The organism is Alcanivorax sp. UBA3183, assembly GCF_002364155.1.
In the GTDB taxonomy this organism is placed as follows: domain Bacteria; phylum Pseudomonadota; class Gammaproteobacteria; order Pseudomonadales; family Alcanivoracaceae; genus Alcanivorax; species Alcanivorax jadensis.
The window spans coordinates 12,883-29,207 of the sequence record NZ_DEXN01000044.1 but is presented as its reverse complement, the minus strand read 5'-3'; the positions used below and the strand labels follow the sequence as shown (position 1 = coordinate 29,207).

The following is a 16,325-nucleotide window of genomic DNA, read 5'->3' as shown; positions in this document are numbered from 1 at the left end:
AGCCGGTTCGCCATGCAAGCATAGCTCCTACAAATAACGGCGGTCAGGATTTCTTGGTGGCGGCCTTTTTCTTTGCCGGGGCCTTCTTTTTAGCTGCCGCTTTCTTCTTCGCGGCGGCTTTTTTCTTCGCCGGGGCCTTTTTGGTCTGTTCCTCGACCCATTTGCCGTCCCGATAGAAGGCCATCCAGCCAGTGGCTTTGCCGTCGATCTCGCTCATCACGTACTGCTCTTTGGCCTTGCGGCTGTAGCGCAGCACCCCGGGATTGCCGTCCGGGTCTTTCGCTGGCGCCTCGGCCAGGTACTTGTGCTTGGGATCGAGCTGCTCGGCAACACTCTGGATTTCCAGAATCAGCGGTGGCCGGGTTTCCCGGTTTTTCGGGAACTTGCTCGCCGCCATGAACAGGCCGGAAGCACCGTCGCGCAGCAGATAGTGGTCGTCATCGTATTTTTCGCACTTGAGGTGCGGCATGGGAATCGGGTCCGCCCGCGGCGGTGCCGGCTCGCCACTCTTGAGCAGTTTGCGCGTATTTCCGCACTCTTCGTTGGTGCACTTGAAGAACTTACCAAAACGGCCGGTGCGCAACTGCATCTCGTGACTACACTTTTCACACTCCAGCACCGGGCCATCGTAGCCCTTGATGCGGAACTCGCCCTTCTCGATCACGTAGCCGTCACAGTCCGGGTTATTACCGCAGATGTGCAGCTTGCGCTTTTCGTCGATCAGGTAGTTTTCCATGGCCGTGCCGCACTTCTGGCAACGCTTCTTGTTGCGCAGTTCCTTGGCTTCCGCTTCCTCGTCATCGGCATTGACCGACTCGGCTTCTTCGCCCGGCAGCAGATTCAGGGTGGCGGTGCAACGCTCCTTCGGCGGCAAGCTGTAGCCCGAGCAGCCCAGGAAGACCCCGGTTGAGCCGGTGCGAATCTGCATGGGACGCCCGCACTTGGGGCAATCAATGTCAGTGTCGGTGGGCAGGTTGGCGCGCATACCACCGATGGCCTGCTTGCCACTACCCTCGCCCTGGGCGGCTTCCAGTTTGCCCACGAAATCGCGATAGAAATCGTCGAGCACATCCTGCCAGTTGCGGCGGCCCTCGGCGATTTCATCCAGGGTTTCTTCCATCCGGGCGGTAAAGCTGTAATCCATCAGATTGGGGAAGCTTTCCGTCAGCCGGTCGGTGACGATATCGCCCATCTTTTCCGCATAGAAACGGCGGTTATCCTGGCGCACATAACCACGATCCTGGATGGTGGAGATGATCGCTGCATAGGTTGATGGGCGCCCGATGCCGCGTTTCTCGAGCTCTTTCACCAGGCTGGCCTCAGTGAAGCGTGCCGGCGGTTTGGTGAAATGCTGATCGATGTCCACCTGATTGATGGTCAGTGTGTCGCCTTCTTTCACATCCGGCAGCAGGGTATCTTCCTGGCCCTTGCGCGAGGCCGGCGGCTGGATACGGGTCCAACCGTCGAATTTCATGATGCGACCCTTGGCCTTCAACTCGTAGTCATTGCCGGTGGCGGTGAGCGTGGAGCTCAGGTACTCCGCCGGCGGCATCTGACAGGCAATGAACTGACGGCGAATCAGCTCGTACAGACGCTGGGCATCACGCTCCATATCCTTGAGAGAATCGGAAGTGCGGCGCACATCAGAGGGGCGGATCGCTTCGTGAGCTTCCTGAGCGCCTTCCTTGCTGCTGTAGGACAGCGGCTTCTCGGGCAGGTATTTGTCACCCAGCTTCTCGCCAATCCATTCCCGGCAGGCGGCTACCGCATCACTGCTCAGGTTGGTGGAATCGGTACGCATATAGGTGATATGGCCGGCCTCATAAAGGCGCTGGGCCATCATCATCGTCTTCTTCACCCCGAAACCGAGGCGGGTGCTGGCTGCCTGCTGCAGGGTGGAGGTAATAAAGGGTGCGGAAGGCTTCGACCGGGTGGGTCGCTGCTCGCGCTGGCTGATGGTGAGGGTGCCGGCCTGCTGCAACGCCTGGCGGTGCTGCTCCGCGTCGTCACCATTGTCCGGGCGAAAGTTCACGCCCTTGTGTTTGGCCACTTCCAGACGCAGGGCTTCACCCTGCTCGCTGTGGGTATCGCTGTGCATTTCCCAGAATTCTTCCGGGATGAAGGCACGGATTTCCCGCTCACGCTCCACCACCAGTTCCACGGCGACGGACTGCACCCGGCCGGCGGACAGGCCACGGGCAATCTTTTCCCACAGTAACGGCGAGATCATGAAGCCCACCACCCGGTCCAGGAAGCGGCGAGCCTGCTGGGCTTCCACCCGGCTCAGGTCCAGCTTGCCGGGCTGCTCGAAGGCGGCCTGGATGGCTTTCTTGGTGATTTCGTTGAACACCACCCGGTCAAAGCGGGTATCGTCACCACCGATCACTTCCCGCAGGTGCCAGGCAATCGCCTCCCCTTCGCGGTCCAAATCCGTTGCGAGATAGATGCGGTCGGCTTTCGCGGCAAGACGTTTGAGTTCATCAATCACCTTTTCCTTGCCGGGAAGAATCTCGTAATGGGCCTTCCAGCCGTGTTCCGGGTCCACGCCCATACGGTTGATCAACTGGGCCTTGGCCTTCTTCTTTTTATAGGCTTCGCGCTCCTCCTTGGGCAGGGAGCGGGTGTAGGCCGCTTCCTTGGCGCGTTCCTGAGGGGTGCTCTTCTTGGAGCCACCACTGACCGGCAGATCGCGTACGTGGCCGACGCTGGACTTCACTACGAAGTCGTCGCCCAGGTAGCGGTTGATGGTCTTGGCCTTGGCAGGCGACTCCACAATAACAAGAGTTTTTCCCATTCTCAGGTTCTCAATGGCGGCGGTTTGTTGAACAGAGCGCACCGACTACAGTGCCCCGATATGGCGGTCACACAGGCGGCGCCAGTCTTCTTCGGGCGCTATTTAGACAGCGCCGGTATGGCCGGGTCAAGCTCTGCTGTCACCGACCGTCCTTTTTTAGTAGTAGACCAGAGAGAGGGTCTTGGGCAACCCTCCCAGTGAGAAACAGGTTCTGGCAAGCCGCCCAAAGAGCGTTATACTGCGGAAAAGACACCATTTCAGGGAGAGAACCGTGACAAGCCCCTATCGCCGAATTCTGGTCGCCATTGATTGCAGTGACGAGTCTGCCCAGGTGCTATCCCGGGCGGCCGGGGTGCTCTCCGGCAACGACGGAGAGTTGCATCTGATCCATGTGATCGAGCCACTGGCACTGGCCTATGGCGCCGATGTGCCCATGGATGTGACCGACCTGCAAAGCGGGCTAATGACACAGGCCCGGGAAACCGCCGACACCTATGCCGACCGTTACCAGATACCCGCCGATAATGTCCATGTGGAGCTGGGTTCCATCGAGAAGACCATCCTCGATCAGGCCGACAAGCTGGACGCCGACCTGATCGTGGTAGGCAGCCACACCCGCAGCGGCCTGGCCCTGCTACTGGGCTCAACTGCCCGCGGCCTGGTACCGGGGGCGCATTGTGATGTGCTGGCGGTTAAGGTGGATCAGAAAGGCAGTTAATAGTTAACAGTTAATAGCGTGCGTGCCGGCGCATCCCTGACTGAAACGTAAGAGGCCGCGTCCATCCCCTGGACGCGGCCTCTTACGTTCACAAAACAGAAAACCTGTTCCGCGAAACTGTTAACTATTCACTGCCTTCAAGTGAGCTGCAACGCCCCTGTCCCTTCCGGCCCTTCCTCGTTCCAGCGACATAGCAGCTCCGCCAGTCCCTGGGCCTGAACCTTGAGGGCGGCCAGTTCTTCCCGGGTGCCTTTTTCTCCATGAAACACCGGTAGCTTGCGCATGGACTGGACCAGCTCATGGTCCGGCGACTGCATACGTTTGACTTCCAGGGTCCAGCGGATGTGGTGAACGATCATGTGGAAGAACGCCAGCCGGGTACTCAATGAATAAGGGCTGTCATCCTCGTTGAATTCATTGAAATCCAGGCTCACCAATACCGCTTCGCGGGCCGTCTCTGACACCTTGATCGTGGCGCTCCGGGGAGTACCGAGCAACATGGAAAGAGTACCAAAAACCTCCCCCGGCGATACGTAATAAAGCGGCGCGTCTCCAGTCGTATCAGATAGCACCTCAAGCTGCCCTCGCAGCAGGAAATACAGGGTGGAATCCACATCCCCGGCACGAATCACAGTGTCACCGGAACCGGCTACCCAAAGGCGGGTATTATGCTCAAGCTGGGCAAATTCGCTTTGATCATCACGGGCAATTTCATTGAAAAACGGGACACCGGATAACAGCTGCCGGATCCGTTGTTGGCCGAAGTCATTATTATTGGCCTGCTCCATCTACTATCCCCAGGTCTGATGGAATTATTATCGAAGCGTCCGCCTGCCGGGCGAATCAACACAAAGACCCGCAACCATTCAGATGCTCCCTGCAATATGCTAGTGCCACCGCTACCACAGGGCAACGATATCCTCCCGAAACTGGTAAAATTCAGCCCGCCACAACTGTTCAAATAGCACTGTTCATATTATCAGTACCTATGCTAGCATCGGTTTTGTAGCACTGTTTGTCAGCCTTGGCTGACAGCCTGGTTAGCCAGAAGCGTCGATGACGCCCGGGTATGGAACCGAAATCCTGCGGGAAACATGGAGAAGGTTATGAGCAGCAAACTCACCGATCGCCAGCAACAGGTGCTGGACTGTATCCGCGAATGCATCGCCGATACCGGTATGGCACCCACTCGCGCGGAAATTGCCGACATCATGGGCTTTCAGTCCAAGAATGCCGCCTCTGACCATTTGCGAGCCCTGGAAAGAAAGGGCTTTATCAAACTCCACAGTGACCGCTCCCGTGGCATTCAATTGCTCGACAACGCCTACTGGTCGGAAGAAGAACTGCCGATAGTCGGCAAAGTGGCCGCCGGGGTTCCCATCGAGGCCATCGAAAATGTGGAACGTACCGTGCCGGTGCCCCAGGGGCTGTTCAAGCAACGCCCCACTTACCTCTTGAAGGTACAGGGCGACAGTATGATCGAGGCAGGCATCTTCGATGGCGACCTGATCGCCGTACGCAAATCCAACGTGGCCCGTTCCGGTGAGATCGTGGTTGCCCGCATTGACGAAGAAGTCACGGTAAAGACCCTAAAGTTAAACAAGTCCAGCGCCACCCTGTTACCGGCTAACGAGGCTTATGAGCCGATCAAGGTGCCGGCTGATCAACTGATCATCGAGGGTATTTTCGTGGGGTTGATCCGTGATCCGAATTCTTTCTAGTGCCATTCTGCTATTTATGAGTGTTGCCGCCATGTCCGATACGCATCTGCTCGCCCCCTGCCCGGATTCGCCCAACTGCGTCTCCAGCCTGGCCAAAGACGAAGATCGCCGGGTGGCGCCTCTGCAGGTAGCAGAAACTCGCCAGGCCAGCATGACTCGCCTACAGGCCCTGCTGCGGCAACTTGACCGCGTCGAGTTCGATGTGGTCGGCCAGTCCCGTATCCAGGCCCGCTTCTCAAGCCGACTGCTGCGTTTCGTGGATGATGTGACATTCTATATTCGTGAAGACGGCGTGGTAGAGGTACGCTCCGCATCACGGGTCGGCTACTGGGATTTAGGTGCCAACCGTCGTCGGGTAGAATCCCTGCGCGAACAACTGGCGGAGCAGGCCCCTGATGCAAGAACCTCACACTACTCACTTCAAGACCGACATTCCCCATTGGGCTGATATCGGCGTTAATCTGACCGACAAGCAGTTCCGCGATGATCAGGATGAGGTACTTGAGCGGGCCCGTTCTGCCGGGGTGAACTGGCAACTTCTCACCGGCACTAATGTGGACGAATCCCGCCAGGCCATGGAGCTGGCCAGCCAGCACGATGATCTGTTTTCCACCGCTGGCCTTCACCCTCATAGCGCCCGCTTCTATTCCCCGGCCCTGGAAAAGGAGATGCGGGAACTGTTAAGCCACCACAGCGTAAAAGCCGCCGGCGAAATGGGCCTGGATTTCAATCGTGACTTTTCCCCACGCCCGGATCAGGAACGTGCCTTCGAGGCCCAGCTGGCCCTGGCAGTGGAATACCGGCTTCCGGTGTTTCTCCACGAGCGCGATGCCCACGAACGCTTCGCGCCCATTTTGAAAGCCTACCGGGATCACCTTGTCGGTGCGGTCGTGCACTGCTTTACCGGATCACGCCAGGCGCTTTTTGATTATCTGGATCTGGATTGCCACATTGGCATCACCGGCTGGGTGTGCGATGAGCGCCGCGGCAAGCCGCTGGCGGAATTGGTACACAACATCCCCGATAACCGGCTGCTGCTGGAAACCGACGCGCCCTATCTGCTACCCCGGGATCTGCCGGAAGCGCCCCCGAAAAAGCGGCGCAACGAGCCTTCATTGTTACCCTGGATAGGTAAGCGGGTGGCGAGTTTACGGGGACAAGATGTGGCCCGGGTGGCGGGTATGACGAGTGATAATGCGCGGGTGCTGTTCAGATAACCGAAACCCGAAACCGTTGGAGCTTTGCTCACAAAGCGAAATCTCTCTTGAGCAGGTAATGGCACCAGGCTCAAGCCTTCCCCTTGCGAGCAAGACTCCAACAGGTCAGGCTTGGCTTCGCCAGTGAAAGCGCACACGAAGCGGAGGGATCACCTCCCCTTCCGGCTGACCGACCATTTCCGCATGGGCAGAATGATGGAGCAAATGTGCGGAGTCGGTAGACAGGGTCTGAAGCTGGTTATTGGCGTGCTCGGGGCCATTGAAGCGCATGATTTTACCGCTGTCGTCGGTCACCCAGTACCAGGTATCCGCGAAGCGGACTTTGACGGTGCACACGGACAGGCAGGCCGAGAAAATCTCGACTTCATCGGCCTTGCGCTTGTGCAGTTTTTTGGGGCTGATCGTTTCCATAACAGCAATGATGATCTTGCCGCTGTGAAGCCCGCATCAATCACTCAGCCTGCCAGAAACTGCTGCACATCCAGTAGACCGAATGGCCAACCCAGCTCCCGCCCCTCTTTCATCAGCACGGGAATGCGTTCGCCATAGCGGGCCAGCAGCTCATCGTCCTCGGCCACATCAACCAGTGTCAGCGTAAGGTCCGGTGACACCATGGCGACCAGTTCACAGGCCTGTTCACAGAGGTGACAGCCCACCGTGGTATAAAGCACTACGCTCATCAGTCCTCCACATGCCGAATGGCATAGCAGACATGAATCTTGTCATTGCGGCGAAAATCTTCCGGGATGCTCCAGCGGGAAATATCTTCTACCTGATACCATTTGCTGATACTCGGGTCGAGCTGGAAACGCCGGTAGTTGCAGGAAAAATACAGTACCCCGCCCGGCTCCAGCCGACGCATGATCTTGCGGATCAACTCCCCATGGTGCTCTTCCACCACGAAGTCACTGCGCGACTTATTGTTGGAAAAGGTCGGAGGATCACAGAACACCAGATCGAACTGTTCCTGGCATTCGTCCAGCCAGCGCATGGTATCGGCGCGCACCAGCTCATGCTGCTCGGTGGAGAAGCCGTTGGCGGCCAGATTGCAGGCTGCCCATTCCAGATAGCGCTTGGAAGCATCCACGGTAACAGTGCGCTTGGCGCCGCCAACAGCCGCATGCACGGTGGCCGAGCCGGTGTAGGCAAACAGGTTGAGGAAGCGCTTGCCGCTGGCTTCCTCGGCAATTTTCAGCCGCGTGGGACGGTGATCGAGGAACAGACCCGTGTCCAGATAGTCCTGCAGGTTGATGAGCAGCTGAGCCTGGCCTTCTCGCACCAACCGGTAACGCCCCTGGCCATCCAGCTTTTGGTACTGCTGATTGCCTTTCTGACGCTCCCGGGTTCGCAGGTGCACCTGTTCGCGATGTACACCCAGGGCCGCGCGAACAGCGGTCACTGCCAGATCCCGTCGCTGTTTGGCCTTCTCCGGGTCCACGGTTTTCGGCGCCTTGAATTCCTGCACCAGTACCTGATCGCCATAGATATCCACGGCCACATTGAACTCGGGCAGATCCCGATCGTAGAGGCGATAGCACTGGATATCTTCGCGTTCCAGCCAGCGGCGCAGGTGTTTGCCATTCTTGCGCAGGCGGTTCACCAGCGGCTGGGCCCCTTCCGGCACCTCGAAAGCGGATGACTCAGCAATCGTCACCACCTCCACTTGCGCTGGCTGGCGAGAGTGGTACAGACGAATGAAGTTATTGAACGGCCCGTTCTTCAGTCGCCACTGGCTCTGCAGATCCATACCGGAGCGATCCATCACTTCCGCGTCGGCGCCCAACAACACCGCTTGCCAGTTCGGCGCCAGTTTGGCCAGCAACCGGCCCAGGGCGAAATGCAGCCAGCCAGCTTGTTGCTGCTCATCCAGACGCTCGCCCCAGGGCGGGTTAGCTACTAACAGGCCCTGATCGGCAAAATCCCGGGAACGCAGGGCGCCCAGTTCCCGACGTTCAAAATGAATGGCCTGACGAACCCCCGCCCGCTCGGCATTCTGCTGGGCCAGCTGGATAGCCCGGCCGTCCACGTCGAATCCCTTCAGGGACATCTCAGGAAGCGGCTGGCGGGCGCTTTCGGCGGCCTCCTCCATGGCATCCTGCCAGAGCTGACGGCGACACGCCCGCCACTGCTGGAAACCATAATGCTGGCGCTGGGCACCCGCTGCCCAGCCGGCGGCGATCTGCGCGGCTTCTATCAACAGGGTGCCGGAGCCGCAAAACGGGTCCATTAACACTGCCGGATGATTGCCCTGGCGCCAGCCGGCGGCCCACAGCATGGCTGCGCCAAGAGTTTCGCGAAGCGGCGCCCGACCACCGGCCAACCGGTAACCACGCCGATGCAAGGGATCGCCGGCCAGATCCAGCCACAGATGGGCTTCATTGGGATCCAGCCGGGCACGGATACAGCAACTGCCACGGGCATCCCGGGATACCGTGAATTGTGGTGGCAGGGCCTGAATAAAGCGCTTGGTGCTGATGCGGTTATCACCACGAACACCCGGTCCGTGCTCAAGATGGATATGCAGCGGCGCATCATTGCCCACCAGAGACAGCCAGTCCTGGCTGGCAACCAGCTTTTCCGGTGCGATATCCGGGGTGACCCCGAGGGTCGCCAGGGACAACAGCACCCGTTCCGCCAGCCGCGACCACAGGCAGACCCGAAGTGCATCCGCGGTACCGCCGGTAAATGCCACATGGGCACGACCGGTTTCTGTTACCGATATGCCCAGTGACGACAGTTCATCGGCCAGCAACTCGGCGATACCGGGCATGCTGGTGGCCACAAATTCCATTACTGATACCTCGTAAGTGACTGTTTTATGCGTAACGGTAAAATTAACTATTTAACTTTCAATGCGTTACACAAATCGTCGTCAAGCTGTCCTTTATACGTCATATGCTTAACAGGCACGAACCATATTGCTACATGATATTCGACACTACCCCAGCGCTTTCCCATACTGAATGAGTCGACCCCAATAACTGGCCTTGTTCTCTGCCAGGGGTCATTTTCACTACCGCTATCTGTGAAAGGGAAAGCGTCTATGAAGCGACAAAAAAGAAACAAAGACGACCGCGCCTACAGCCGGGGATACAACGCCGGCCTGGATGGAAAATCTCGTGAGGAATGCCCGTTTGGCGCCCTCAGTGCACGCACCAACTGGATGGGCGGCTGGCGCGAAGGTCGCACCGATTTCGCACATGGGATGCTGGGGGTATCCAGCATTCAGAACCTGAAAAATATCGGCTAACACCTTAAACCCGTTCAACACCCCGCCGGCGCATCAAGCGCCGACTCACAGGGCCCCTCCCGGGCCCTTTTTAATTTCCAGCTTCTAGCTTCTAGCTTTGATCGTCCTGCGGACGATGCCGTGCTTCGCACGGTTCGCATGTCGCAGATCCCCTGGGGGACAAGCATGGGTTATTCGCTTCGCTCACCCTTCGGGCCGCACGGAACTACGTGCGTTACTCCGCTACGCTCCGTTCCTACAGCGGCTTCGTAAGAAATCACGAAGGCTCGGAACTTTCCAGACCTTCCCTATCCAAGCAGCATAGCTCGTAGCTTAGTTAGATAGCTTTGGGCCAGGCGCGGGCGATATCACCGATCAAGCCCGGCCCCTGATAGATCAAGCCGCTGTAAATCTGTACCAGGTCGGCGCCCAGCTGCTGCTTCTCCAGCGCGTCCGCGGCACTATTGATACCCCCTACCCCGATTATCGGGATTCGCCCTTTCAGGGTCTGGCTCATGGTAGCCAGTGCCTGGTTGGCAATGGGTTTCAGGGGGGCACCGCTAAGGCCACCCTGCTCATCGAACTTGGGGAGACCCTGTACCCCTTCGCGAGACAGGGTGGTGTTACCCACACAAACACCGTCGATGCCGTGCTGCACAAACGCTTCGCCCATGGCCTGCAGCTCTTCTTCGCTGTTGTCCGGAGCAATCTTGATTACCAACGGTACCCGACGACGATGCTGCGCATCCAGACGGGTCTGAGCTTCGCGCAAGGTGCCAAGCAATGCATTCAGCGCGTCGCCGTGCTGGAGGCTACGCAGGCCGGGAGTATTCGGTGAGGAGACATTCACCACCAGGTAGGACGCATAGGCGTGGACTTTCTGCTGACAGCTCAGGTAATCCTGAACCGCGTCTTCCACCGGGGTGTCCTTGTTCTTGCCGATATTGATACCCAGCACGCCCTTGTAGCGGCTCTGTTTAACCGCACCGACCAGATAGTCCACCCCCAGATTGTTGAACCCCATGCGGTTGATCAGCGCCTCGGCGCTGGGCAGACGGAACAGGCGGGGCTGGGGGTTACCCGGCTGCGGACGCGGGGTTACCGTGCCCACCTCGATAAAACCGAAACCCAGATCCGCCAGACCATCGATGCAGTCACCGTTCTTGTCCAGGCCCGCTGCCAGGCCCACCGGATTGGGGAATTCAATGCCCATCACTTCCCGCGGGGATGCCGGCACACTGCCTGGCCACAGTTTGCCCGCCCGCTTGCGCAGCATGGCCAGAGTCAGCTCATGGGCATGTTCTTCAGACAAGGAAAACAGCAGAGGGCGAGCAAGGGAGTACAGCATGGGACAACCCGGATTGTGATAATGGCCGGCATTATAGCCAAGCTACCCCGTCACTTCGATGTTTTGTGTCGGACAGCCTGGGGTAGTACGAGCTCGCGCCGCCTTAGAGAATCTGGCTGGGCGGGAATCTTCGCCTTGTGAAAAAGGCTCCAACTGAAGCAGGGGGTTTGCCAGATAGCCCAGACTTTACCAATACAAAAAAAGCCCGGCAGAGCCGGGCTTGAAAATAACCAACAGAAACCAGCGCGTCAGTTAGCTGTTCTGACGAGCGCGGGCCGCATCAGGCTTGAGCAGGAAGCAGCCCAGAGCGGGCAGCAGCCACAGGGCACCGATCATGTTCCACAGGAACATGAAGGTCAGCAGGATGCCCATATCCGCCTGGAACTTGATGGAACTGAATGCCCAGAAGATCACGCCCACGGCCAGGGTGATGCCCGTAAAGGCCACCGCCTTGCCTGTAGTCTTGAGAGTTTCCCGGTAGGCGGATTCCAGATCCATACCCTGTTTCAGGTAATGAGCCAGTTTGCTGTAGATATAAATCCCGTAATCCACACCGATACCGACGCCCAGAGCAATCACCGGCAGGGTCGCCACTTTCACGCCAATGCCCAGATGCGCCATCAGCGCCTGGCAAAGGATGGAAGTCAGCCCCAGCGGCACGATGATACAGATCACCGCACGAATGGAGCGGAAGGCGATCAGCACCAGAATCGATACCACCGCGTACACCAGGGCAAGCATGGGATACTGATTGGCCTCGATGGTCTGGTTGGTGGCGGCTTCCACGCCAGCATTACCTGACGCCAGCTTGAACTCGATAACCTCTTCATTGTTCCGCTTCTCGGCGAAATCGGCCACCGCTGCGGTCACACGGTCCAGGGTTTCCGCCTTGTGGTCATCCAGGAACACGTACACCGGGGCCAGGGAACAGTCCAGATTGTAGAGGCTGTCCGGCATGAAGCTCATGACATTGTTGAGCGCATACTGGTCCCGGGAAATGGTAGCCCATTTCAGGGAGCCTTCATTCATGTTGGTGGAGATCAGTTTAGTTGCCGACGAGATGGTAACAACATCCTGCACTCCCTCCACATTGCGCAGGGTCCAGGACAAATCATCCACGGTCTGCATGGCGGGATAGGTGTTACAGGACTCCACCGGCGTCTTGCCCATCACTACCAGCACATCCGCACTGACAGAGTAGTTGGACACCAGGAAATTCACGTCGTGGTTATAGCGATAGCGGGGCTTGGGTTCATAACCGCGCGGGCAATCCATTTCTTCACACGGGTCCGGCCAGAGCTCTGGTGCACCTTTGTCCAGATCACCGATTTTCAGATCCTGGCTCATGTAGATGCCCACCCCGTAACCGGCCACTGCGATCACGATGGAGAGAGCCGCCAAAGGCTTACGGGTAAAGCGGGCAAACAGCCCGGCCAGCGGGTGCTCTTTCTTCTCTCCCGCCTGAATCTTGCGCACTGATGCACCGCTGACACCCAGGTAGGAAAGCACCATCGGCACCACAATCAGGTTGGTGATGATAATCACCGCCACCCCGATACTGGCCGCCATGGCCAGTTCCCGGATCACGCCCACATCGATGATATAGAGCGTCAGGAAGCCGATGGCATCTGACACCAGCGCCACCATGCCCGGTACATACAAGGACTGGAAGGTATTACGCGCCGCATCCAGTGGGGTCTGCCCTTCTGCAGCGTAGTTCGCCAGGGTGTTGACGATCTGCACACCATGGGAGACCGCAATGGCAAACACCAGGAACGGCACCAGCATCGAATAAGGATCAATGGTGAAGCCCAGCGTACTGACAATCCCCAATTGCCAGATAACCGCCACAAAAGAGCAAACGGTCACTGTCATTGCACTGCGCAAACAGCGGGTATCCAGCAGCAGCAGTACTGCAATCAGAGCGAGAGTGAAGAAGAAGAACATGGCCACTTCTTCTGCGGCGGCCATCACATCACCGGCTTTTTTGGCCAGGCCGACGATATGGATTCGAACGTTGGGATACTTGTCCTGATAGGTAGCACGAATCTCTTCAAGACGCGCTGCCAGCACGGGAATATCCACGCCGTTTTCACCCAGCGCATCCAGCAAATGGGCATGCACCACACTGGACTGGAAGTTATCCGCCACCAGACGGCCAACCTGGCCTGAGCGAAGCACATTGGTGCGCAGATCTTCGAGCGTCGCTTCGCTGCCATCGTAACCGGCGGGAATCACTTCACCACCCTGGAAGCCCTGCTCGGTTACCTCATTCCAGCGTACATTGCTGGTCCAGAGGGAACTGATTTTGCTGGGATCCACACCATCCAGAGCAAACACCTCGTCGGTGATTTCCTTCAGGGCGGTCATGTACTCGGGATTGAAAATGTCGTCACTCTGGGTTTCTGCAACGATGACACGTACATCGTTGCCCAGGCTCATATCATCCTTGTGTTCCAGAAAGTTCTGGATATAAGGGTGACCCAGCGGGACCATCTTTCGGATATCGGTATTAAGCTGAATCTTGCTGGCCTGAAAGCCCAGGAAGACAGTCGCTGCAATAAACAGCAGCAGCACAACGGGACGAATGGAAAACAGCCCGCCGGCAATGGTTTTGGAAATACGACCTGACATGCTGTGCCCCTTATTTTACGTCTTCAATCACGCGCACTCCGCCCTGGCCGGCGACAAGAACGCCGCCCGCTTTTCGGGGCAAAATTGCGGAGATGGATTCACGGTCCGGAAGGAACCGCAGGGAGAAGGTTTGACCACCATCATGGCTGGTGAGAATACCGCCGGCATTGGTCACCAGCACCACGGTGCCGTCGTCCAGTACCGTGCCGTCATTCACACCACGGGTCAGCTTGGTGGGTACCTTGACCCAGCTACTGCCGCGATTGGCGGTTAACCACACATTGCCTTGCAGGCCGTAAACCAGCACCTGGTAATCGGATATCGGGGTGGCACCGAACAGGGTGCCTTCATAGGGGCTGGTCAGTGCCTCCCAGTTCTGGCCCTTGTCAGCAGAGCGAAAGATGACGCCTTTTTCACCAACCAGATAGCGATCGCTGCTGGCAGGAGCGGCCGCATAGCCGTACAGGTGCCAGCCATCATTATTACTCAGGGCAGCGGTTCGTTTTTTCCAGGTATCGCCACCGTTGGAAGTTTCCAGATAGTAGCCATAGCCACCCACTGCCACGGCTTTGTCACGGCTTTCACAGTGCACATCCAGTAGCGGCGCACCGGAGGTATCAACAGGTGCAGCAGCGATTTCCTCGTAGGGATCATCGCTGTAGAGGTCATCCCCGTAGGCATCGTCCTCATAGGGGTCGCCATAGATATCGTCCATGGACAGATCATCCATGCTCTCATCAGCGGGTTCGCTATCATCGCTGCCACCCAGCGGATCACTGTACTGAAGCGTCCAGCTTTCTCCGCCATCACGGGTACCCAGTACCACGGCATCGTGGCCCACGGCCCAGCCGTTGCGGGCATCCGCAAAACAAACCGCTGTCAGAAGCACCTCTTCAGGCGTTTTGGCGGCCTGCCAGTGGTCCCCATCATCATCGGAGTACAGAATTTTTCCGCGGTCACCCACTGCCACAATCCGGCCATTGGCATTGGCCAGGTCCAGATAGTTGTTGGCTGTAACCAGCGGCGATTTGCTATCAATAAACTGTGCCTGCAAAGGGGCAGACAGCATGGCTGCAGCAGCCAGCAAAAGTGTTTTTTTCATTGTCCCATCTCTTCCCGAAGGCTCGTTTGCCGAGCCGAGTGCAAAACGACCGGGGGCCATGGGCGTCCCGGTCGCGTTGCCAGTGCTGCCGTTAAACGGTCAGCCTTTTCTTGTCATTACCGTCCACGGCGGCGCAGGGCGGCCGGATGGAAGTAGCGGTCATCCGGTACCGGCTGGCTGTAATCCAGAATGGACGGTTCTTCGTTATCCAGGAACTGTACGTGGTACCGCTGGGCCCGCAGATCATGGAAGGTGTCCAGAGCGGTCCACTGGGTCGGTACTTCGTAGTAGTTCTTGATGTAGGCAAGGCTTACACGCCACAGCTCATCACGACGGTCATACTGGTCGATGGCGGCGATCTGCCAGGAATCCGCATCAATGTAGAAGCGACGCTTCTCGTAGATATGGCGCTCACCTTCCTTCAGGTTCGCTTCCACTACCCATACACGGTGCAGCTCCCAACGCTGGTAGTCCGAATTCACGTGGCCCTGTTGCAGCAGGGTTTCGTATTTCACATCCGGGCTGTCCATCTTGTAGTTGTTGTAGGGGATAAACATTTCCACCGGCTTTTCATGAACCAGCTTCCAGTTGTACTTGTCCGGGGCACCGTTATACATATCGGTGTCATCGGCAGTACGCAGGCCGTCGGCTGCAGCGATCGGGGTGTCGTAAGCCAGGTTGGGAGCACGACGAACACGACGCTGGCCGGCGTTATAACCCCAGGCCTGACGCGGCATTTTCTTCTGGTCCAGCATTTCATGAACCAGCACCGCCCCACCGGCCAGACGTGCCGGCGCCTTGGTGAAGGACAGGTAGTAGAAAATGATGTTGTCCAGGCTGTCGAAGTTGTACTTGGGATCGTAGTAACGGAAGTACACTTCCTGCTGAGAAGTGATCAGGGAGTAGGCACCGTTACGCTGCACCGCCACTTCTGAAGCACGACGCACCACGTACAGACCGCGCCACCGCAGGATATGGTTCCAGATCGCCTGCTGGGCCTTGTCTTCGTTGCTACCACTCAGAATCGGGAAAGGAATCCCGCCGAATGCGTTGTTAACACCGGTTTCTGCCAATGAAGCCTTGGTAGCATTGCTCTTGGTATTGTCGTAAACCCATTGCGGTGCGGAGGTAGAGCGACGGCTCGGGTAGACATTGAGTTTAAAAGTATCCGGGTAGGTTTTCAGCATACCCTGCACACCCTCAGGCACCTTGTCCGCATACTTGGACAGGTTCTGGGCGGTGATGGTGAACACTACCTTGTCATTTTTGAAAGGGTCCGGGTGGTGCTGGCCGGGGCGGGTATATTCCTTGGGGATATCCTTCTTCTGGATACCACCGGTCCAGTCCGGAATGCCAAGGCCAGTGGAAACGGCTTTCCCGTTACCTTTGACGTCAGCCCCGAACGGAGTCAGGGATTTACCCAACTTTGCCGCTTCTTGCGCGGACACGGCAGCCTGCACATTGGCCGCTACGCTCAGTGACAGCGCAAGCGCGCTGCCCATGGCGGTCAATTTCTTCAACATGATTGCTCTCCGAATAAACGGGCCGGAAACCCGGCCCGG

General features: G+C 57.8%; 14 protein-coding genes. 5 read left to right on the top strand and 9 right to left on the bottom strand.

Going from position 1 to position 16,325, the window contains the following annotated elements:
* Positions 1–43: 43 nt before the first annotated feature.
* Positions 44–2,794 carry a type I DNA topoisomerase gene (gene topA, locus B3Q33_RS13905; RefSeq protein ID WP_286828159.1) on the bottom strand — a complete coding sequence of 917 codons (2,751 nt, stop codon included), beginning with the start codon at positions 2,792–2,794 and terminating at the stop codon, positions 44–46.
* A gap of 271 nt (positions 2,795–3,065) precedes the next feature.
* On the opposite strand from topA, the gene B3Q33_RS13900 reads away from it, so the two are divergent.
* On the top strand, positions 3,066–3,512 hold the full coding sequence (locus tag B3Q33_RS13900) for a universal stress protein (protein ID WP_272963480.1): 447 nt from the start codon (positions 3,066–3,068) through the stop codon (positions 3,510–3,512).
* Between the two features lie 137 nt (positions 3,513–3,649).
* Here B3Q33_RS13900 and B3Q33_RS13895 read toward each other — a convergent pair whose 3' ends face one another.
* Positions 3,650–4,300: a Crp/Fnr family transcriptional regulator gene (locus tag B3Q33_RS13895; RefSeq protein WP_286828156.1), complete on the bottom strand. Its 651-nt coding sequence runs from the start codon at positions 4,298–4,300 to the stop codon at positions 3,650–3,652.
* Positions 4,301–4,618: 318 nt separating this feature from the next.
* Here B3Q33_RS13895 and lexA point away from each other — a divergent pair, with 318 nt between their 5' ends.
* From lexA to B3Q33_RS13880, 3 genes are read left to right on the top strand one after another with little or no spacing between them, the layout of a single operon-like run.
* A complete protein-coding gene (gene lexA, locus B3Q33_RS13890) occupies positions 4,619–5,233 on the top strand; it encodes a transcriptional repressor LexA (protein WP_035247154.1) in 615 nt (204 codons plus the stop codon).
* Positions 5,234–5,264: 31 nt separating this feature from the next.
* Positions 5,265–5,681 (top strand): DUF1499 domain-containing protein, encoded by a 417-nt coding sequence (locus tag B3Q33_RS13885; RefSeq protein ID WP_052042703.1) that lies wholly within the window; start codon positions 5,265–5,267, stop codon positions 5,679–5,681.
* Positions 5,629–6,450 carry a TatD family hydrolase gene (locus tag B3Q33_RS13880; RefSeq protein ID WP_286828153.1) on the top strand — a complete coding sequence of 274 codons (822 nt, stop codon included), beginning with the start codon at positions 5,629–5,631 and terminating at the stop codon, positions 6,448–6,450. The genes B3Q33_RS13885 and B3Q33_RS13880 overlap by 53 nt, the downstream gene beginning before the upstream one ends.
* Positions 6,451–6,555: 105 nt before the next feature.
* On the opposite strand, the gene B3Q33_RS13875 is transcribed toward B3Q33_RS13880, so the two are convergent.
* The 3 genes from B3Q33_RS13875 to rlmKL are packed head-to-tail and all read right to left on the bottom strand — an operon-like array spanning position 6,556 to position 9,241.
* Positions 6,556–6,861 carry a DUF6482 family protein gene (locus tag B3Q33_RS13875; protein WP_035247152.1) on the bottom strand — a complete coding sequence of 102 codons (306 nt, stop codon included), beginning with the start codon at positions 6,859–6,861 and terminating at the stop codon, positions 6,556–6,558.
* A gap of 44 nt (positions 6,862–6,905) precedes the next feature.
* A complete protein-coding gene (locus B3Q33_RS13870) occupies positions 6,906–7,130 on the bottom strand; it encodes a glutaredoxin family protein (RefSeq protein ID WP_035247149.1) in 225 nt (74 codons plus the stop codon).
* Positions 7,130–9,241: a bifunctional 23S rRNA (guanine(2069)-N(7))-methyltransferase RlmK/23S rRNA (guanine(2445)-N(2))-methyltransferase RlmL gene (gene rlmKL / locus B3Q33_RS13865; RefSeq protein WP_277672776.1), complete on the bottom strand. Its 2,112-nt coding sequence runs from the start codon at positions 9,239–9,241 to the stop codon at positions 7,130–7,132. Before rlmKL ends, B3Q33_RS13870 begins: the two co-directional genes overlap by 1 nt.
* Positions 9,242–9,493: 252 nt before the next feature.
* On the opposite strand from rlmKL, the gene rmf reads away from it, so the two are divergent.
* The gene (gene rmf / locus B3Q33_RS13860; protein ID WP_035247144.1) at positions 9,494–9,700 is read left to right on the top strand and encodes a ribosome modulation factor; all 207 of its coding nucleotides are present in this window, start codon (positions 9,494–9,496) and stop codon (positions 9,698–9,700) included.
* 316 nt (positions 9,701–10,016) lie between these two features.
* On the opposite strand, the gene B3Q33_RS13855 is transcribed toward rmf, so the two are convergent.
* The 4 genes from B3Q33_RS13855 to B3Q33_RS13840 form a co-directional block, all read right to left on the bottom strand.
* The gene (locus B3Q33_RS13855) at positions 10,017–11,027 is read right to left on the bottom strand and encodes a quinone-dependent dihydroorotate dehydrogenase (RefSeq protein WP_286828149.1); all 1,011 of its coding nucleotides are present in this window, start codon (positions 11,025–11,027) and stop codon (positions 10,017–10,019) included.
* A 252-nt stretch (positions 11,028–11,279) separates the two neighbouring features.
* Positions 11,280–13,661, bottom strand: a complete 2,382-nt coding sequence (locus B3Q33_RS13850; RefSeq protein ID WP_286828147.1) for an efflux RND transporter permease subunit — start codon at positions 13,659–13,661, stop codon at positions 11,280–11,282.
* Between the two features lie 10 nt (positions 13,662–13,671).
* Positions 13,672–14,763, bottom strand: a complete 1,092-nt coding sequence (locus B3Q33_RS13845) for a WD40/YVTN/BNR-like repeat-containing protein (protein WP_286828145.1) — start codon at positions 14,761–14,763, stop codon at positions 13,672–13,674.
* Positions 14,764–14,879: 116 nt separating this feature from the next.
* Positions 14,880–16,286: a DUF1329 domain-containing protein gene (locus B3Q33_RS13840; protein ID WP_286828144.1), complete on the bottom strand. Its 1,407-nt coding sequence runs from the start codon at positions 16,284–16,286 to the stop codon at positions 14,880–14,882.
* Positions 16,287–16,325: the final 39 nt, after the last annotated feature.

Excerpts from the sequence above, each read along its gene's own strand:
- topA (WP_286828159.1), bottom strand. The coding sequence starts at position 2,794 with ATGGGAAAAACTCTTGTTATTGTGGAGTCGCCTGCCAAGGCCAAGACC.
- B3Q33_RS13895 (WP_286828156.1), bottom strand. The coding sequence starts at position 4,300 with ATGGAGCAGGCCAATAATAATGACTTCGGCCAACAACGGATCCGGCAG.
- lexA (WP_035247154.1), top strand. The coding sequence starts at position 4,619 with ATGAGCAGCAAACTCACCGATCGCCAGCAACAGGTGCTGGACTGTATC.
- B3Q33_RS13885 (WP_052042703.1), top strand. The coding sequence starts at position 5,265 with ATGTCCGATACGCATCTGCTCGCCCCCTGCCCGGATTCGCCCAACTGC.
- B3Q33_RS13880 (WP_286828153.1), top strand. The coding sequence starts at position 5,629 with ATGCAAGAACCTCACACTACTCACTTCAAGACCGACATTCCCCATTGG.
- B3Q33_RS13875 (WP_035247152.1), bottom strand. The coding sequence starts at position 6,861 with ATGGAAACGATCAGCCCCAAAAAACTGCACAAGCGCAAGGCCGATGAA.
- B3Q33_RS13870 (WP_035247149.1), bottom strand. The coding sequence starts at position 7,130 with ATGAGCGTAGTGCTTTATACCACGGTGGGCTGTCACCTCTGTGAACAG.
- rlmKL (WP_277672776.1), bottom strand. The coding sequence starts at position 9,241 with ATGGAATTTGTGGCCACCAGCATGCCCGGTATCGCCGAGTTGCTGGCC.
- rmf (WP_035247144.1), top strand. The coding sequence starts at position 9,494 with ATGAAGCGACAAAAAAGAAACAAAGACGACCGCGCCTACAGCCGGGGA.
- B3Q33_RS13855 (WP_286828149.1), bottom strand. The coding sequence starts at position 11,027 with ATGCTGTACTCCCTTGCTCGCCCTCTGCTGTTTTCCTTGTCTGAAGAA.
- B3Q33_RS13850 (WP_286828147.1), bottom strand. The coding sequence starts at position 13,661 with ATGTCAGGTCGTATTTCCAAAACCATTGCCGGCGGGCTGTTTTCCATT.
- B3Q33_RS13845 (WP_286828145.1), bottom strand. The coding sequence starts at position 14,763 with ATGAAAAAAACACTTTTGCTGGCTGCTGCAGCCATGCTGTCTGCCCCT.
- B3Q33_RS13840 (WP_286828144.1), bottom strand. The coding sequence starts at position 16,286 with ATGTTGAAGAAATTGACCGCCATGGGCAGCGCGCTTGCGCTGTCACTG.